Origin of the sequence: Mixta mediterraneensis (assembly GCF_030283135.1) — a bacterium.
GTDB lineage: Bacteria > Pseudomonadota > Gammaproteobacteria > Enterobacterales > Enterobacteriaceae > Pantoea > Pantoea mediterraneensis.
In genome coordinates, this window is record NZ_JASUAZ010000008.1 from 48,145 (window position 1) to 66,049 (window position 17,905).

The following is a 17,905-nucleotide window of genomic DNA, read 5'->3' on the forward strand; positions in this document are numbered from 1 at the left end:
CCAATGGCCAATCACCCCCGTGCCGGGCAGCCCGCCCAGCAGAGCGATTTGATTAACGTTGCACAATTAACATCACAGTATTATGTCCTGAAGCCCGATGTGGCGAACCCGGAACATGCAGTGAAATTTGGCACATCAGGCCATCGCGGTAGCGCAGGACGGCAAAGCTTCAATGAGTTGCACATTTTGGCAATTGCCCAGGCGATTGCTGAAGAGCGTAAAAAGAATGGCGTTACGGGTCCATGCTACGTAGGTAAAGATACCCACGCGCTTTCTGAGCCAGCGATTTTGTCTGTGCTGGAAGTGCTGGCCGCCAACGGCGTTGACGTCATTGTGCAGCAGGAAAATGGCTACACGCCAACGCCGGCGATCTCCAACGCTATTCTCGAACACAATAAGTCAGGCGGCGCGCTGGCTGATGGTATCGTGATTACGCCTTCACACAATCCTCCTGAAGATGGGGGGATCAAATACAACCCGCCAAATGGTGGGCCAGCGGATACTAATGTCACTAAAGTGGTAGAAGATCGTGCTAACCAGTTGCTTAAAGACGGCCTGAAAGACGTTAAACGGCTGCCATTACATGAAGCGCTGGCAAGCGGACATATTGTCGAAAAAGATTTGATCCAGCCATACGTTGAAGGCTTGGCGCAGGTTATCGACTTTGCAGCCATTCAGAAAGCTGGCCTGAAAATTGGCGTCGATCCGCTTGGCGGTTCCGGTATGGCTTACTGGCAACGCATTGCTGAGCACTACCGATTAGATCTGACCATTGTGAACGATGCGATCGATCAAACCTTCCGCTTTATGCACCTTGATAAAGATGGCGTGGTGCGTATGGACTGCTCTTCTGAGTGCGCAATGGCGGGACTGCTGGCTTACCGCGACAAATTCGATTTGGCGTTTGGTAACGATCCCGACTACGACCGTCACGGCATTGTCACGCCAGCAGGCTTGATGAACCCAAACCATTACCTGGCGGTGGCGATCAACTATTTATTCCAGAACCGTCCGCAATGGGGCAGTGATGTTGCTGTCGGTAAAACCCTGGTGTCTAGCGCCATGATTGACCGTGTGGTTAACGACATCGGCCGCAAACTGGTTGAAGTACCGGTTGGTTTCAAATGGTTTGTCGATGGTCTCTATGACGGCAGCTTTGGCTTTGGTGGCGAAGAGAGTGCGGGGGCTTCTTTCCTGCGTTTCGATGGTACCGCATGGTCAACTGACAAAGACGGCATCATCATGTGCTTGCTGGCAGCCGAAATTACCGCGGTAACCGGCAAGAATCCACAGCAGCATTATGATGAGCTGGCCGAACGTTTTGGAGCGCCGAGTTATAACCGTTTGCAGGCACCTGCAACATCAGCTCAGAAAGCTGCACTCTCAAAACTGTCACCGGAAATGGTCAGCGCCGATACGCTGGCGGGTGATCCCATCGCTGCACGTTTAACCGCAGCGCCAGGAAATGGTGCTTCAATCGGTGGTCTGAAAGTGATGACAGAAAATGGCTGGTTTGCAGCACGTCCTTCAGGCACTGAAGACGCTTATAAAATCTATTGTGAAAGTTTCCTTGGCGCAGAACATCGGGCACAAATCGAGAAAGAAGCAGTAGAAATTGTCAGCGAAGTGCTGAAAAACGCCTGATAAACGCTGTTCTAAAAAAGCGCCTTTCAGGCGCTTTTTTTATGTCATAAAACCGTAGCCCCGGCGGTAGTCATATCCAGGGCATCCGCTGTTAGTCCTGGCGTGAGGATAACCATCCGGAGAGCAAGCCTGACTCAGTTTACCCGGTTTTTTCTGCCATCACTGGCAAAGCATCGTCAAATCTGGCGTTCTGAGCCTTTAAGTATGGCCACTTTCCGCTATCTTTAAACTTATACAACTCTCCAGAAGGTGTATAAGTATGAGTGAGAAAATTCCTGTCGGAATCAGTGCTTGTCTGCTGGGGGATAACGTCCGTTTTGATGGGAGCCACCAGCGATTAACCTTCGCAACGGAACAGCTGATGCCGTTTGTGCGCTTCGAGTCCATTTGCCCAGAGATAGCCATTGGGCTGCCTGCGCCACGACCCGCGTTGCGTCTGGTAAAGCAACAGGATGACGAATTACACCTTTGTTTCAGTAAAGACGGCGGTGAAAATGTCACGCAGGCGATGCGCAGCTGGTCAGCGGAGCGGGTGAAATCGCTGCATCATCTTTGCGGTTATATCTTGTGCGCGAAATCACCCAGTTGTGGAATGGAACGCGTACGCGTTTATGAGCCAGAAACCCATCACAATCGCAAAACGGGAACCGGTATTTTCACCGGCTTTTTACGTAAGGAGATGCCCTGGCTACCCCTTGAAGAAAATGGTCGGTTGCACGATGCCACATTGCGGGAAAACTTTGTTGGTCGTATTTGTGCGCTGCATGAATTTAATCAGATGTGGCAGGCAGGATTAACACGTTCCTGCCTGCTTGCCTTTCATCGCCGTTACAAGTTGCTGCTGCTGGCGCATTCGCAAGAAAAATATCGTGAGCTGGGACCTTTTGTGGCGTCAGTGAATCGATGGGATTCACTGGATGCATTTGCTTTTGAATACCGCCAACGGCTGATGGCGCTGATGTCGCATCCTGCCTCACGCCGTAATCACACCAATGTACTGATGCATGTACAAGGTTATTTCCGCCGCCAGCTTAGCTCGCCGCAGCGGCAGGAACTGGCGACGTTAATTGATCGCTATCGACAGGGTACGCAACCGTTATTGGCGCCGATCACCATTCTTAAGCACTACCTGGCAGAATATCCCCACGCATGGCTGGCCCAGCAACGTTATTTCGACCCTTATCCCGAAGCGTTATGCCTGCGTTATGGGCAATAATTCGAAAGTAAAATGCCCGCTTGAGCCTGGTTTTGCGTCTGGTCTGTCGCGGCGGTAAAGCCAGCGCGACTGCGCTGTATCGCCACGTCGAAACAGGGGAAGTACACGCTATGCCTTCCTACCTGCCACGACGCGAGGTACGCATTTTGATAAATAAGCTGAATTTATCTGCCCTTATTTGCTGGCGCGGGAAGCGATATACAGCCATCGCACGCGCATGGGCGAAGAAACAGAATAAGAAACTCGATTATCCGGCACCGATCGTAGAACATAAGGTTGCATGTAAAAAGACATCAATCGCTTTTGAGCGCGCAAAAAGGCGGCTTGAGGCGGCGAGGGAGCCGAAATGAATCATTATGAATTAGAGCACATCGTTAATCAGCAGCTGAATAGCCACACGTTTAGCGACTACGCACCAAACGGATTGCAGGTTGAAGGACGAGCTGAGGTCAAAACCATCATTACAGGTGTGACCGCGTGTCAGGCGCTGGTAGATGAAGCCGTGGCGCGTAACGCCGATGCGATTTTGGTACACCATGGCTACTTTTGGAAAAATGAATCCGCCATTATCAAAGGGATGAAGCGCAATCGGCTGCGTGCATTATTGGCTAATGACATCAATTTGTACGGCTGGCATTTGCCGCTGGATGCCCATGCACAGCTCGGCAACAACGCGCAGCTGGCAGAACTGCTGGATATTGATGTGCAGGGCGAAGTGGTGCCGCTGGTGTTCTGGGGCGAGCTGAAAACCCCGCTGAGTGGTGAAGAACTGGCCCAGCGCATTACGCAGAAACTGGGGCGACAGCCGCTACACTGCGGCGATAACGCGCCTGCGCAGATACGCCGTATTGCCTGGTGCAGCGGCGGTGGGCAAGGCTTTATCGATAATGCCGCCGCCTTTGGCGTTGATGCTTACCTCACGGGCGAAGTCTCTGAACAGACCATCCACAGCGCGCGTGAGCAAGGTCTGCATTTCTTTGCTGCGGGCCATCACGCCACCGAACGCGGCGGCATTAAAGCACTAGGGGAATGGCTGGCTGAAAGTTATGGCCTTGATGTCACTTTCATCGATATTCCCAATCCCGCTTAATTCCTTCTCAGGTCCTGTGTTTTTGCGCAGGACCTAAAACCATTGACACATCTCTGTCACTTTCGCATAACTATCTGCTTTATTCCGATAAGCAAATGCCTGCGCTGCGCATCTGTTTCCGTCAGATATGTGTTATTTCAGGTGAAATGGAGGTGGGTGTTGCAACGAGCACGTTGTTATTTGCTGGGCGAGCGCGCGGTGGTGCTGGAACTGGAACCGCCAGTTTCACTGGTGAGCCAACAGCGTATTTGGGGACTGAATCAACGGCTTCAGGCACATGAAGAAGTGCTTGAAGTTATTCCTGGGATGAACAACATCACTCTTTTGCTGCGTGATCCACAACATAAAGCGCTGGATGCGATTGAGCGGCTACAGCGCTGGTGGGAAGAAAGCGAAGCACAGCTACCAGAATCGCGTCAGGTCGATATTCCGGTTATCTATGGCGGTGAGGGCGGGCCGGATCTTAACGTAGTCGCTGAACAGGCTGCCATGACTCCCAAACAGGTGGTGGAGCTGCACAGCAGCGGCAATTATGTGGTGTATTTCATCGGGTTTCAGCCTGGCTTTCCCTACCTGGGCGGCCTCGATCAGCGTCTGCATATGCCGCGTCGTGCAGAACCGCGCGTGCTGGTGCCGGCAGGTTCAGTCGGCATTGGCGGCAGTCAAACCGGCGTGTATCCGCTTGCGAGTCCCGGCGGCTGGCAGCTGATTGGTCAAACCCAGGTGGCGCTATTCGAGCCAAAAAATCAACCGCCCACGTTATTGTGTCCTGGCGATACGGTACGGTTTGTGCCGCAAAAGGAGGGCGTATGTTAAGGATTCTTCGTGCCGGGCTGGCAACCAGTATTCAGGACAGCGGGCGCAACGGCTGGCGGCAATACGGTATCAGTACCAGCGGCGTATTAGATCAGCCTGCAATGACGACAGCTAACCTGCTGGTAGGTAATGATCCCGGCAGCGCCGTGCTGGAGATTGTTCTCGGCCAGTTTAAAGCTGAATTTATGCGCAACGGCTGGTTTGCCTTAACTGGCGCGGGCTGTAATGCTGAGTTGGATGGTAAAGCAGTGTGGACCGGCTGGCGCCTGCCAGTGAAAAAAGGTCAGGTTTTATCATTATCCATGCCGGTGCGCGGCATGCGCAGCTATCTGGCAATCAACGGAGGTTTCGATCTCCCTGAAATGCTGGGATCCAGTAGCACCGACCTCAAGGCAGCATTTGGTGGCTGGCAAGGGCGCAAGCTGGAAGATGGCGATCGCCTGCCGCTGGGGAGACCCACCCGAGATTTCAAAAAGAAAGCTGGTGTACGTCAAATATTATGGGGTAACCGAATTCGTGCTTTGCCGGGGCCGGAATATCATGAGTTTAGCCGCGAGTCGCAGCAGATGTTTTGGCGGACAGCCTGGAAACTTAGCCCACAAAGTAACCGTATGGGGTATCGCCTGCAAGGGCGTCAGCTTCATCGCGAAACGCCGCGTGAATTGTTGTCGCACGGCTTAGTGCCTGGTGTGGTTCAGGTGCCACCGAATGGTCAGCCGATCATCCTGATGGCTGATGCGCAGACTACCGGTGGTTATCCGCGTATCGCCTGCATTATCGAAGCCGATCTCTATCATCTGGCGCAGATCCGTTTAGGTGATCCCATTCACTTTATTCACTGTACGTTGCCAGAAGCGATGCAGGCGCGCGCGCATCAGCAGCGCGCTCTGGATCAGATGGTATGGGGACTTGCTTATGAAAATTGATCTAAACGCGGATCTCGGCGAAGGCAGCAGCAGCGATCGTGCACTGTTGCAATGGGTAAGCTCGGCCAATATTGCCTGTGGATTTCACGCGGGCGATGCGCAAACCATGTTGCAATCGGTACGCTGGGCGAAAGAGTTTGGCGTCGCCATTGGCGCACATCCCAGCTTTCCTGACCGGGAAAATTTTGGTCGCACCGCGATGCAGCTTCCGCCAGAAACGCTATATGCACAAATGATTTACCAGATTGGCGCATTAAAAATTCTGACGGAAAGTGAAGGCGAGAAGCTGATTCATGTGAAACCGCACGGCATGCTGTATAACCAGGCGGCGGCAGAGCCGGCTTTGGCCGACGCGATCGCGCAAGCGATTAAAGCGGTAGATGCCAACCTGATCGTCGTCGGCCTTGCTAATAGCGAATCGATTCGGGCCGCTACACATTATGGTTTGCGCACCCGTGAAGAGGTCTTTGCCGATCGTGGTTACCTGAAAACGGGGGAGCTGGTACCGCGTGGTCAGCCGGGAGCGCTAATTGAAGATGAAGCATTGGCGGTTGAACAGACGCTGACGATGGTGCAACAAGGTCGGGTAAAAAGCGTTGACGGTGAATGGGTGGCGGTGAACGCGCAAACCGTTTGCCTGCATGGCGATGGTGAGCATGCGTTACAGTTTGCACAGCGACTGCGCGATACGTTTGCGATAAATCAGATTGCCGTTAGCAGCCTTTAAATTTTGACTGTTAGCCCGGCAACGCGCCGGGTTTTTTTATCTTATAAGGGAAAATATGGACAGCGTGGTAAATCTTTGGCCGCTGCTTGGCATTGCTGCCATTGTGGTGGGTTTTGTGTTGCGTTTTAATCCAGTACTGGTGGTGATTGTTGCCGGTTTCGTGACGGGTTTAGCGGCGATGATGCCGTTAGCCGACATCCTGGAAACGCTTGGGGCGGGCTTTCTAAACACCCGTAATCTACCGCTGATTTTGCTGTTACCGCTGGCGGTTATTGGCTTGCTGGAGCGCCACGGTTTGAAAGAGCGCGCGCAGACATGGATTGCACAGATTAAAACGGCAACCGCAGGCCGCCTGCTGATTGTTTACCTGCTGGCGCGCGAACTCACGGCTGCGCTAGGGTTAACCAGCCTCGGCGGACATCCGCAAATGGTGCGTCCGCTGTTAGCCCCGATGGCCGAAGGCGCGACCGAAAGCCGTTATGGTGATATTTCGCCTGAAGTGCGCCATCGTCTGCGTGCGATGTCGGCAGCAACCGATAATGTCGGCCTGTTCTTCGGGGAAGATATTTTCGTTGCTTTTGGCGCCATCATTTTCATGCACAACTTTATGCAGGAGTCAGCAGACATCCAGACCGAACCGCTGCATATAGCGGTATGGGGCATCCCTACTGCCGTCGCAGCTTTCCTGATTCACTCCGCTCGTCTGGTCCGTCTGGATCGTCAACTTGCGCGTGAATTACAGAACCTGAACGGTCAGGCCTTAAAAGCCAAAGGAGGGCAGTAATGTTTCAGCAACAATATTTAATGTGGCTGGCGGGCATCATTCTGCTGATTGTTGCCGTCCTTTCCTGGCGCGACAGCGCTAATCCGCGTCGCTTCACCACCGGCTTATTTTGGGCGCTTTATGGTTTAGTTTTCCTGGTTGGTGACTGGACAGCGCGCTTGATGACACAAATCACAGGAACGCCGGAAACAGGCTTGCGCGCGCTGCATATTATTATTGGTGTTGTGGTTGTTTTAATGGCGCTGCTTGCAGGTTTGGGGGGCGTAAAGCTGGGCCGTTATCACCAGCGTAGTGATGAAGAGAAGCAGGCCAGCGCCAAGCGCCTGGGCAATAAATTGTTTCTGCCTGCATTAGCGATTCCGGTTATTACCGTGGTAGGTGTGCTGGCGTTTAACCATATTCCGGGTTTGCAAGAGAAGGTCTTTGGGCCGGGCAGTCATTCCACGCTGGTGACCCTGTTCTCAATGATGATCGGCTGTTTGACCGGCTGGCTGATGGCGTTGAAAATGACGCACGATAAACCGCTTCAATCGATGCAGGAGACCCGTCGTCTGCTGGATGCGGTCGGCTGGGCATTCATTCTGCCGCAAATTCTCGCCACGCTGGGTTTATTATTTACGTCGGCGGGCGTCGGCGGCGCTATTTCACACCTGACTGAAACCTATCTGGCCGTTGATAATCGCTTTATAGCCGTTACTGTGTATGCGGTCGGTATGGCGCTATTGACCATGATTATGGGTAACGCTTTTGCGGCGTTTCCGATTATCACCGCAGGTGTCGGTATTCCCGTCCTGGTTTTGCAACACGGCGGCGATCCGGCAGTCATGGCGGCGATTGGCATGTTCTCCGGCTATTGCGGCACATTAATGACGCCAATGGCAGCGAACTTCAATATCGTACCTGCGGCGCTGCTTGAACTGCCGAATAGTAACGCGGTGATCAAGGCTCAGGTGCCAACCGGTGTGCTACTGTTAATCGTAAACGTCTTTTTGCTCTATTTTCTGATGTTCCTGTGAGGAAGACATGAAAACTGTACTGATGACCGCTTTCGAACCGTTCGGCGGTGAAGATATTAATCCCTCCTGGGAAGCGGTAAAGGCGTTAGAAGGTAAACAAATTGCAGGTGCAACCATCATGACACGTCAGTTACCGGTGGTTTTTGACAAGGTATTGACGGTACTTTATCAGGCGCTGGATGAGATCAAACCCGACGCGATTATTTCAGTAGGGCAGGCAGGCGGACGCAGTGATATTACCGTCGAGCGTATTGGCATCAACGTTGATGACGCACGCATTCCGGATAATGCAGGCAGGCAGCCCGTAGATGAAGCGATAGTACCGGATGGTCCGGCCGCCTATTTCTCACGGTTGCCAATCAAAGCCATTGTGTCAGCGGTGCGCGAAGCGGGCATTCCCGCTTCGGTATCACAAACCGCGGGAACTTTTACCTGTAATCGCGTTATGTATGGATTACTGCACTGGCTGCAAACTCAAGGCAGCCCGGCGCGTGGTGGCTTTATCCATATTCCCTATTTGCCGGAGCAGGCAGCCCACCATCCCGGCGCGCCGAGTATGTCATCAGCTAATGTGATTCAGGCGCTGGAAATTGCCGTTCGCATCACGCTGGAAACGAAAGAAGATGTGAAAGTCGTTGGTGGCGCAACACATTAAGAGGCGGATGAATGCCAGAAGGACCGGAGATCCGTCGTGTGGCGGATCAGCTTGAAACAGCCATTGTCGGCCAACCGTTAACGGATGTATGGTTTGCTTTTGCTGAACTAAAAACTTTCGAATCGGCGCTGCTGGGTGAACAGGTCAAAGCGATTGAAACGCGTGGCAAGGCATTGCTGACGCATTTCAGCAACGGTTTAACGCTGTATAGTCATAATCAGCTTTACGGCGTCTGGCGCATCGTACCATCTGGTAGCCAGCCGGAAACTAAGCGGCAATTACGCGTCCGGTTGGCTAGCGCTGAACAGGCGATTTTATTATATAGCGCTTCGGATATTGAATTGCTGAATGCGGATACATTAGCGACTCATCCGTTTCTGAATCGCATAGGACCAGACGTTTTAAATAGCACGCTAACGGTAGCAGACGTTAAAGCACGGCTGCTTTCGCCGCGCTTTAGTCGTCGTCAGTTCAGTGGATTGTTACTGGATCAGGCTTTTCTGGCAGGGTTAGGAAATTACCTACGCGTTGAAATTCTCTGGCTGGCTCAACTACTGCCTTATCATCGTGTGCAATCGTTAAGCGACGCGCAGCTGACAGCATTCAGCGAGGCATTATTATCGGTGCCGCGCCACGCTTATCGTATGCGTGGAACAATGAGAAATTATCATCATGAAGCGGCGTTTCGCTTTGAAGCGTTTCACCGGCAGGGCAAAAAATGCCGCCGTTGCGGAACGTTAATAGAGAAGGGCACGTTATCGTCTCGTCCATTCTATTGGTGTCCGGGCTGTCAGGTATAATATTTTTATAATATTTTAAGGCCAATAAAAAAGCGGGAAAATTCCCGCTTTTTGGCTTCCTGGATGCTTATTTTTCCAGCTGCGACTTGAATTCACGTTCCGTGTAACCGGTATAAAGCTGACGCGGACGGGCAATTTTCATGCCTTCATCATGCATCTCTTTCCAGTGTGCAATCCAGCCAACGGTACGCGCCATGGCAAAGATTACAGTGAACATTGAGGATGGAATGCCCATCGCTTTCAGAATAATGCCCGAGTAGAAATCCACGTTCGGATAGAGTTTGCGCTCGATAAAGTACGGATCATTCAGCGCAATATGCTCCAGCTGCATCGCCACTTCCAGCAGGTCGTCCTTCATGCCCAGTTCATTCAGCACTTCATGGCAGGTTTCACGCATTACGGTAGCGCGTGGGTCATAGTTTTTATATACACGATGACCAAAGCCCATCAGGCGGAAAGAGTCATTTTTGTCTTTCGCGCGACGCACAAATTCTGGAATGTGCTCTACGTTACTGATCTCTTCCAGCATACGCAGGCAGGCTTCGTTCGCACCACCGTGTGCTGGTCCCCACAAAGAAGCGATACCGGCCGCGATACAGGCAAAAGGATTCGCGCCAGACGAACCTGCAGTACGGACAGTTGAGGTCGAGGCGTTCTGCTCATGATCGGCATGTAAAATCAGAATGCGATCCATGGCGCGTTCCAGCACCGGATTCACCTTGTACTCTTCGCAAGGGGTCGCAAACATCATATGCAGGAAATTACCGGCGTACGACAGATCATTACGTGGATAAACAAAAGGTTGACCGATGGAATATTTGTAGCACATCGCTGCCATGGTTGGCATTTTTGACAGCAGGCGGAAGGCGGCGATGTCACGATGGCGTTCAATATTGACGTCCAGTGAATCATGATAAAACGCGGCCAGTGCCCCGGTGACGCCGCACATTACCGCCATTGGATGTGAATCGCGGCGGAAGCCATGGAACAGACGGGTAATCTGCTCATGAATCATGGTGTGGCGGGTAACGGTTTCGCAAAATTCATCGAACTGCTTTTTAGTCGGCACTTCGCCATTCAGCAGGATGTAGCATACTTCCAGATAGTTCGAGTGGGTAGCCAGCTGATCGATCGGAAAACCACGGTGCAGCAGAATGCCTTCGTCACCATCAATAAAGGTAATTTTGGATTCGCAGGACGCTGTAGAAGTAAAACCGGGATCGAAGGTGAATAACCCTTTTGAGCCAAGGGTGCGCACATCAACCACATCCTGTCCCAACGTGCCTTTCAGCACATCCAGTTCAACAGGCGTATCGTTTTGTAAGGTTAGCGTCACTTTTTTATCTGTCATTTTCGTCTCCATAGCGCCTTATGTAGGTAAGGATCTTTAGACAACTGAAAAGCGTTCATGTTGCGAGCGGCAAAACTTCACAATATCACTCTGCGGTCATCAATCAGGTGCAGGGTACAGAGTGAGAGGCGCGTTCCCAGTCGGAAACCGTAAGGCCATGTCATGCTGCATATCGCGGTTGTTAAAGATCCGGTCTGGACATAACTTCTTGGTAACCAATAACCTGATGCTTGTTGTGGCTCACGCTCGCAATGTTACATAACTTGAGCTTAGGGGAAAGTGTATCCCCATAACTTTTGTGCATCATAGGGGTTTATGGTGATAGTTTGTAACTGAATTGTTTAACTATTGTCAAATCAGATAATTAAATTTGTATCAAATGTGAAAATCGTGAGTGAGATCACTGTTCAACCTAAATGTTCCCAAAGTGTTTGTAGGGGAATTGTAATCAGAATGTGATCCTCTTATACTTTGCCGAGGTCTCCGGAATTCCCTGACACCAGGAGCCACCCAGCGTTTCTACCGTTTCAATTAACACTGGATGTTGCTTTTTTGGTGACGGTTAAAGTCTGAACATGTCATGTGATCTGACTCTGCCTCAGGACCGGAGGAAGCAAAATAAAAAAGAGCTGTGTGGGCAAAACCGTGAAAAAACAAAGGCCTGTCAACTTGGATCTCTCGACGATCCGGTTTCCCGTTACTGCAATATCGTCCATTCTTCACCGTGTTACTGGCGTGATCACCCTGGTGGCGCTTGCCATTCTGTTGTGGTTACTGGGCCTGTCTCTCTCCTCTCCGGAAGGTTTCCAACATGCTGCGACCATTATGGATGGCTTCTTCGCGAAGTTTATCATGTGGGGCATTTTAACAGCGTTGGCTTACCACGCGGTGGGCGGGATTCGTCATATGTTGATGGATTTTGGTTATCTGGCTGAGACTCTGCAAGCAGGTACTCGTTCCGCTCAGGTAGCATTTGGTATTACTGTCGTGCTTTCAATTTTGGCTGGAGTCCTCGTATGGTAAGCAATGCAACCGCATTGGGTCGCAACGGCGTTCAGGACTGGCTGCTGCTGCGGGCTTCTGCAATTCTTATTACGCTCTACATCCTCTATATACTTGGCTTTGTCGTGATGACCGACACGCTAACCTATGACATCTGGCGTGGTTTCTTCGCCTCTGCTTTTACCAAAGTATTCACCTTACTCACGCTGTTTTCCATCTTGATCCACGGTTGGATTGGCATGTGGCAAGTCTTGACTGATTACGTCAAAACGCTGGCGATGCGTCTGGTATTGCAATTGGTAATCGTGGTGGTGTTGTTGTCCTATGCGATTTATGGATTTGTTGTGGTGTGGGGTGTGTAAATGAGTTTGCCAATCAGAGAATTTGACGCCGTGGTGATCGGCGCAGGCGGCGCAGGTATGCGAGCCGCACTGCAAATCTCCCAGTCGGGCCAAACCTGCGCCCTGTTATCTAAAGTATTCCCGACCCGTTCCCACACTGTATCTGCGCAAGGCGGTATTACCGTTGCGCTGGGTAACACCCATGAAGATAACTGGGAATGGCATATGTACGACACCGTCAAAGGTTCCGACTACATTGGCGATCAGGACGCGATTGAATATATGTGTAAAACCGGGCCGGAAGCGATTCTGGAACTGGAGCATATGGGCTTGCCTTTCTCGCGTCTTGAAGATGGTCGTGTTTATCAACGTCCGTTTGGTGGTCAGTCGAAAAATTTCGGCGGCGAGCAGGCGGCACGTACTGCAGCGGCAGCTGACCGTACCGGTCATGCTTTGTTGCACACGCTGTACCAGCAGAACCTAAAAAATAAAACCACTATCTTTTCTGAATGGTATGCGCTCGATCTGGTGAAAAATGAAGACGGCGCGATTGTCGGTTGTACCGCGATCTGCATCGAAACCGGTGAAACTGTTTACTTCAAAGCGAAAGCGACCGTGCTGGCAACCGGTGGCGCAGGCCGTATTTATCAGTCCACCACGAATGCGCACATCAATACCGGCGACGGTGTGGGTATGGCGCTTCGTGCCGGCGTGCCGGTGCAGGATATGGAAATGTGGCAGTTCCACCCAACCGGTATCGCCGGGGCGGGCGTATTGGTTACAGAGGGCTGCCGTGGTGAAGGCGGTTACCTGCTGAATAAACACGGCGAACGTTTTATGGAACGTTATGCGCCAAACGCCAAAGATCTGGCGGGCCGTGATGTAGTTGCCCGTTCGATGATGATCGAAATCCGCGAAGGCCGCGGCTGTGAAGGTCCCTGGGGACCGCATATCAAGCTGAAGCTGGACCACCTGGGTAAAGATGTTCTGGAGTCACGTCTGCCAGGTATTCTTGAATTGTCCCGAACCTTTGCCCACGCTGATCCAGTGAAGGAACCGATCCCGGTTATCCCAACCTGTCACTATATGATGGGCGGCATTCCGACTAAAGTGACTGGCCAGGCGCTGCGGGTAAATGAGCAGGGCGAAGATGTGGTCATTCCCGGTCTGTTTGCTGTCGGCGAAATCGCCTGCGTCTCAGTACATGGCGCTAACCGCCTCGGCGGTAACTCGTTGCTTGACTTAGTGGTGTTTGGCCGCGCGGCGGGTTTGCATCTGCTGGAAAGCATGACTGAGCAGGGCGAGCTGCGTGATGCAACTGAAGAAGAAATTGACGCAGCCATGGCACGCTTCAATCGCTGGGAAAACAACACTACCGGAGAAGATCCGGTTGAGATTCGTAAAGCGCTGCAACGTTGCATGCAGAACAACTTCTCGGTATTCCGTGAAGGTGATGCGATGGCGCAGGGGCTGGAAGAGTTGAAAGGCATTCGTGAGCGCCTGAAATCAGCGCGTCTGGACGATCGCTCGCCAGACTTCAACACGCAGCGCATCGAGTGTCTGGAGCTGGATAACCTGATGGAAACTGCGTACGCCACCGCTGTGGCGGCAAACTACCGCACCGAAAGCCGTGGTGCCCATAGTCGCTTCGACTACCCGGATCGTGATGATGAAAACTGGCTGTGCCACAGTCTTTATGTCCCGCAAACCGAGAGCATGACGCGCCGTGAGGTGAACATGCAGCCGAAACTGCGCGCGGCCTTCCCGCCGAAAGTGCGTACTTATTAATTTGCGGAGAGACGATCATGAGACTCGAATTTTCAATTTATCGCTACAATCCAGACGTCGACGACAAGCCGCGTATGCAGGAGTACAGCCTCGAAGCGGAAGAGGGGCGCGACATGATGTTGCTGGACGCGCTAATCCGTCTGAAAGAAAAAGATCCGACCCTGGCTTTTCGCCGCTCGTGCCGTGAAGGGGTTTGTGGCTCAGATGGCCTGAACATGAACGGCAAAAACGGTCTGGCGTGCATCACTCCGATTTCAGCGTTAGGTAACGGCAAACAAAAAATTGTTATCCGCCCGCTGCCTGGCTTGCCGGTGGTCCGCGATCTGGTTGTGGACATGAGTCAGTTCTATGCGCAGTATGAGAAAATTAAACCTTTCTTATTGAATAATGGGGAAAATCCGCCAGCGCGTGAGTATCTGCAATCACCGGCAGAACGTGAGCATCTGGACGGATTATACGAATGTATTCTCTGCGCCTGCTGCTCAACATCCTGCCCGTCATTCTGGTGGAATCCGGACAAGTTTATTGGACCCGCCGGCTTGCTGGCGGCATATCGCTTCCTGATTGACAGTCGTGACACGGAAACGGACGCACGCCTCGACAATCTTGATGATGCTTTCAGCGTATTCCGCTGTCATAGCATCATGAACTGTGTGAGCGTATGTCCAAAAGGATTGAACCCGACGCGCGCTATTGGTCATATCAAGTCAATGCTGCTGCAACGCGGAGCATAAGTAACATTCCCACCGGGAACGCCAGATTCCCGGTGGTTTACGGAAGCCTCTGTAAACGCGGTTATGTACCACGTTTACAAAGGTTCCCTTACGGGCCGGGCGCGCGCTGCGCACAGTGCTCGTATCGCTGAACTCACTACGGCAAACCGCGAAAGCGGCAACAAATGAAACCTCAAAAAAGCATAACAATGCTTAAGGGATCACAATGCAGAACAGCGCGATGAAGCCCTGGCTGGACTCTTCCTGGCTGGCAGGCGCGAATCAGTCTTACATAGAGCAACTCTATGAGGATTTCCTGACCGATCCTGACTCTGTCGATGCAGTGTGGCGCTCGATGTTCCAACAGCTCCCAGGCACCGGCGTGAAACCAGAACAGTTTCACTCCACCACACGTGAATATTTCCGTCGCCTGGCGAAAGACGCATCTCGTTACACCTCTTCAGTTTCCGATCCAGCAACAAATTCCAGGCAAGTGAAAGTGCTGCAGCTGATAAACGCGTTTCGTTTCCGCGGTCATCAGCACGCCAGTTTGGATCCGCTCGGCCTGTGGAAACAGGATCGTGTTGCCGATCTGGATCCGGCATTTCACGATCTGACCGAAGCCGACTTTCAGGAAAGCTTTAATGTAGGTTCTTTTGCCGGCGGCAAAGAAACCATGAAGCTGTCCGAACTGTTCGATGCGCTGAAGCAGACTTACTGCGGCTCGATTGGTGCAGAGTATATGCACATCAATAACACCGAAGAGAAACGCTGGATTCAGCAGCGTCTTGAATCGGTGATGGGCCAGGCCTCATTCAGTGGCGAAGAGAAAAAAGGTTTTCTGAAAGAGCTGACTGCGGCAGAAGGCCTGGAGAAATATCTGGGCGCGAAATTCCCCGGCGCTAAACGCTTCTCGCTGGAAGGCGGCGACGCTTTAGTTCCCATGCTGCGCGAGATGATTCGTCATGCTGGCAAAAGCGGTACGCGTGAAGTGGTGCTGGGTATGGCACACCGCGGTCGTCTCAACGTTCTGATTAACGTGCTGGGTAAAAAACCACAGGATTTGTTTGATGAATTCTCTGGTAAGCATAAAGAGCATCTCGGCACTGGCGACGTGAAGTATCACATGGGCTTCTCGTCAGACGTGGAAACCGAAGGCGGCTTAGTGCATCTGGCACTGGCGTTTAACCCATCGCATCTTGAAATTGTTAGTCCAGTGGTGATGGGTTCAGTGCGTGCCCGTTTGGATCGGCTGGCCGAGCCAGGCAGCAATAAAGTGCTTCCTATTACCATCCATGGTGATGCGGCGGTGATCGGCCAGGGTGTGGTGCAGGAAACGCTGAATATGTCCCAGGCGCGGGGTTACGAAGTGGGCGGCACCGTTCGCATCGTGATCAACAACCAGGTGGGGTTCACCACCTCTAATCCGAAAGACGCCCGCTCAACGCCTTATTGCACTGACATCGGTAAAATGGTGCTGGCACCGATTTTCCACGTCAATGCGGATGACCCGGAAGCGGTTGCCTTTATTACCCGTCTGGCGCTGGATTATCGCAACACCTTCAAGCGTGATGTGTTTATTGATCTGGTGTGTTATCGCCGTCATGGCCATAACGAAGCGGATGAGCCAAGCGCAACCCAACCGTTGATGTACCAAAAGATCAAAAAGCATCCAACGCCACGTAAGATTTACGCTGACCGTCTGGAAAGTGAAAGCATTGTTAGCCAGGGAGATGCCACCGAAATGGTCAATCTCTATCGCGATGCGCTGGATGAAGGCGAATGTGTGGTGCCTGAATGGCGCCCAATGAGCCTGCACTCTTTTACCTGGTCGCCGTATCTTAACCATGAGTGGGATGAAGCTTATCCGGCGCAGGTGGACAAGAAGCGTTTGCAGGAGCTGGCTCGTCGTATCAGTCAGATCCCGGAAGAAGTTGAAGTTCAGGCTCGCGTAGCGAAAATTTACAACGATCGTAAAGAGATGGCTGAAGGAAACAAAGCCTTTGACTGGGGCGGCGCGGAAAACCTGGCCTACGCCACGCTGGTGGACGAAGGGATTCCGGTTCGTCTGTCAGGTGAAGATACCGGTCGCGGTACTTTCTTCCATCGCCATGCGGTCATCCATAACCAGGCTAATGGTTCAACCTATACGCCGCTGCACCATGTACACAGCGGCCAGGGGCAATTCAAAGTCTGGGACTCCGTCTTGTCAGAAGAAGCGGTACTGGCTTTTGAATACGGCTATGCCACTGCTGAACCGCGCATTCTGACTATCTGGGAAGCCCAGTTTGGTGACTTCGCAAACGGTGCGCAGGTGGTTATCGATCAGTTCATCAGCTCTGGAGAGCAGAAGTGGGGCCGGATGTGTGGTCTGGTGATGCTGCTGCCGCACGGCTACGAAGGCCAGGGACCGGAGCACTCCTCCGCCCGTCTGGAACGTTATTTGCAGCTCTGTGCTGAACAGAATATGCAGGTTTGCGTGCCGTCTACCCCTGCGCAGGTTTACCATATGCTGCGTCGTCAGGCGTTACGTGGTATGCGCCGCCCGCTGATCGTTATGTCACCGAAGTCGCTGCTGCGTCATCCTCTGGCAATTTCTTCGCTGGATGAATTAGCGGAAGGCAGCTTCCAGCCAGCAATCGGTGAAATCGACGAACTCGATCCACAAGGCGTTAAACGCGTCGTGATGTGTGCCGGTAAAGTTTATTACGATCTGCTGGAACAGCGTCGTAAAAACGAGCAGACCAATGTCGCTATTGTGCGTATTGAGCAGCTTTACCCGTTCCCGCATCAGGCTGTACAAGAAATTTTGAAAGCGTATTCCCATGTGCAGGACTTTGTCTGGTGTCAGGAAGAGCCACTAAACCAAGGTGCCTGGTACTGTAGCCAGCATCATTTCCGCGAAGTTGTGCCGTTTGGCGCCACTCTGCGTTATGCAGGCCGTCCGGCATCCGCTTCACCGGCCGTAGGTTATATGTCCGTACACCAAAAACAGCAGCAAGACCTGGTTAATGACGCGCTGAACGTTGATTAATT

The 17,905-nt window shown here is 52.3% G+C and carries 16 protein-coding genes; 15 read left to right on the forward strand and 1 reads right to left on the reverse strand.

Annotated features, from left to right (window positions below):
• Positions 1–3: 3 nt before the first annotated feature.
• From pgm to nei, 10 genes are all read left to right on the forward strand, one after another.
• Positions 4–1,644 (forward strand): phosphoglucomutase (alpha-D-glucose-1,6-bisphosphate-dependent), encoded by a 1,641-nt coding sequence (gene pgm, locus QRY16_RS07575; RefSeq protein ID WP_289776168.1) that lies wholly within the window; start codon positions 4–6, stop codon positions 1,642–1,644.
• Positions 1,645–1,903: 259 nt separating this feature from the next.
• On the forward strand, positions 1,904–2,860 hold the full coding sequence (locus QRY16_RS07580) for a YbgA family protein (protein WP_289776169.1): 957 nt from the start codon (positions 1,904–1,906) through the stop codon (positions 2,858–2,860).
• Positions 2,861–3,206: 346 nt separating this feature from the next.
• A complete protein-coding gene (locus QRY16_RS07585; RefSeq protein WP_289776170.1) occupies positions 3,207–3,950 on the forward strand; it encodes a type 2 GTP cyclohydrolase I in 744 nt (247 codons plus the stop codon).
• A gap of 159 nt (positions 3,951–4,109) precedes the next feature.
• Positions 4,110–4,766 (forward strand): 5-oxoprolinase subunit PxpB, encoded by a 657-nt coding sequence (gene pxpB, locus QRY16_RS07590; protein WP_289776171.1) that lies wholly within the window; start codon positions 4,110–4,112, stop codon positions 4,764–4,766.
• The gene (gene pxpC, locus QRY16_RS07595; RefSeq protein WP_289776172.1) at positions 4,760–5,692 is read left to right on the forward strand and encodes a 5-oxoprolinase subunit PxpC; all 933 of its coding nucleotides are present in this window, start codon (positions 4,760–4,762) and stop codon (positions 5,690–5,692) included. The genes pxpB and pxpC overlap by 7 nt, the downstream gene beginning before the upstream one ends.
• Positions 5,682–6,419, forward strand: a complete 738-nt coding sequence (gene pxpA, locus QRY16_RS07600) for a 5-oxoprolinase subunit PxpA (protein ID WP_289776173.1) — start codon at positions 5,682–5,684, stop codon at positions 6,417–6,419. Before pxpC ends, pxpA begins: the two co-directional genes overlap by 11 nt.
• A gap of 55 nt (positions 6,420–6,474) precedes the next feature.
• On the forward strand, positions 6,475–7,203 hold the full coding sequence (locus QRY16_RS07605) for a DUF969 domain-containing protein (protein ID WP_193405079.1): 729 nt from the start codon (positions 6,475–6,477) through the stop codon (positions 7,201–7,203).
• Entirely contained in the window at positions 7,203–8,219 is a 1,017-nt protein-coding gene (locus tag QRY16_RS07610) for a DUF979 domain-containing protein (RefSeq protein WP_289776174.1), read from the forward strand. Before QRY16_RS07605 ends, QRY16_RS07610 begins: the two co-directional genes overlap by 1 nt.
• A gap of 7 nt (positions 8,220–8,226) precedes the next feature.
• Positions 8,227–8,874 carry a pyroglutamyl-peptidase I gene (pcp, locus tag QRY16_RS07615; RefSeq protein ID WP_193405081.1) on the forward strand — a complete coding sequence of 216 codons (648 nt, stop codon included), beginning with the start codon at positions 8,227–8,229 and terminating at the stop codon, positions 8,872–8,874.
• 11 nt (positions 8,875–8,885) lie between these two features.
• Positions 8,886–9,674, forward strand: coding sequence for an endonuclease VIII (gene nei, locus QRY16_RS07620; protein ID WP_193405082.1), 789 nt, complete (start codon positions 8,886–8,888; stop codon positions 9,672–9,674).
• 67 nt (positions 9,675–9,741) lie between these two features.
• Here the strand turns inward: nei and QRY16_RS07625 are convergent, their stop codons facing one another.
• Positions 9,742–11,025 carry a citrate synthase gene (locus tag QRY16_RS07625; RefSeq protein WP_289776175.1) on the reverse strand — a complete coding sequence of 428 codons (1,284 nt, stop codon included), beginning with the start codon at positions 11,023–11,025 and terminating at the stop codon, positions 9,742–9,744.
• 633 nt (positions 11,026–11,658) lie between these two features.
• On the opposite strand from QRY16_RS07625, the gene sdhC reads away from it, so the two are divergent.
• The 5 genes from sdhC (at position 11,659) to sucA (ending at position 17,903) form a co-directional block, all read left to right on the forward strand.
• Entirely contained in the window at positions 11,659–12,048 is a 390-nt protein-coding gene (gene sdhC, locus QRY16_RS07630) for a succinate dehydrogenase cytochrome b556 subunit (RefSeq protein ID WP_193405084.1), read from the forward strand.
• Complete coding sequence (sdhD, locus tag QRY16_RS07635) at positions 12,042–12,389, forward strand: succinate dehydrogenase membrane anchor subunit (RefSeq protein ID WP_193405085.1); 348 nt, start codon at positions 12,042–12,044, stop codon at positions 12,387–12,389. Before sdhC ends, sdhD begins: the two co-directional genes overlap by 7 nt.
• Positions 12,390–14,156, forward strand: a complete 1,767-nt coding sequence (sdhA, locus tag QRY16_RS07640; protein ID WP_193405086.1) for a succinate dehydrogenase flavoprotein subunit — start codon at positions 12,390–12,392, stop codon at positions 14,154–14,156.
• Positions 14,157–14,173: 17 nt separating this feature from the next.
• Positions 14,174–14,890, forward strand: coding sequence for a succinate dehydrogenase iron-sulfur subunit (locus QRY16_RS07645; protein WP_289776176.1), 717 nt, complete (start codon positions 14,174–14,176; stop codon positions 14,888–14,890).
• Between the two features lie 205 nt (positions 14,891–15,095).
• On the forward strand, positions 15,096–17,903 hold the full coding sequence (gene sucA / locus QRY16_RS07650) for a 2-oxoglutarate dehydrogenase E1 component (protein ID WP_289776177.1): 2,808 nt from the start codon (positions 15,096–15,098) through the stop codon (positions 17,901–17,903).
• The last annotated feature ends 2 nt before the right edge of the window (positions 17,904–17,905 follow it).

Coding starts and splice junctions, on each gene's coding strand:
- pxpC (WP_289776172.1), top strand. CDS start 4,760: ATGTTAAGGATTCTTCGTGCCGGGCTGGCAACCAGTATTCAGGACAGC.
- QRY16_RS07605 (WP_193405079.1), top strand. CDS start 6,475: ATGGACAGCGTGGTAAATCTTTGGCCGCTGCTTGGCATTGCTGCCATT.
- QRY16_RS07585 (WP_289776170.1), top strand. CDS start 3,207: ATGAATCATTATGAATTAGAGCACATCGTTAATCAGCAGCTGAATAGC.
- sdhD (WP_193405085.1), top strand. CDS start 12,042: ATGGTAAGCAATGCAACCGCATTGGGTCGCAACGGCGTTCAGGACTGG.
- sucA (WP_289776177.1), top strand. CDS start 15,096: ATGCAGAACAGCGCGATGAAGCCCTGGCTGGACTCTTCCTGGCTGGCA.
- pxpA (WP_289776173.1), top strand. CDS start 5,682: ATGAAAATTGATCTAAACGCGGATCTCGGCGAAGGCAGCAGCAGCGAT.
- pcp (WP_193405081.1), top strand. CDS start 8,227: ATGAAAACTGTACTGATGACCGCTTTCGAACCGTTCGGCGGTGAAGAT.
- sdhA (WP_193405086.1), top strand. CDS start 12,390: ATGAGTTTGCCAATCAGAGAATTTGACGCCGTGGTGATCGGCGCAGGC.
- QRY16_RS07580 (WP_289776169.1), top strand. CDS start 1,904: ATGAGTGAGAAAATTCCTGTCGGAATCAGTGCTTGTCTGCTGGGGGAT.
- QRY16_RS07645 (WP_289776176.1), top strand. CDS start 14,174: ATGAGACTCGAATTTTCAATTTATCGCTACAATCCAGACGTCGACGAC.
- QRY16_RS07610 (WP_289776174.1), top strand. CDS start 7,203: ATGTTTCAGCAACAATATTTAATGTGGCTGGCGGGCATCATTCTGCTG.
- QRY16_RS07625 (WP_289776175.1), bottom strand. CDS start 11,025: ATGACAGATAAAAAAGTGACGCTAACCTTACAAAACGATACGCCTGTT.
- pgm (WP_289776168.1), top strand. CDS start 4: ATGGCCAATCACCCCCGTGCCGGGCAGCCCGCCCAGCAGAGCGATTTG.
- nei (WP_193405082.1), top strand. CDS start 8,886: ATGCCAGAAGGACCGGAGATCCGTCGTGTGGCGGATCAGCTTGAAACA.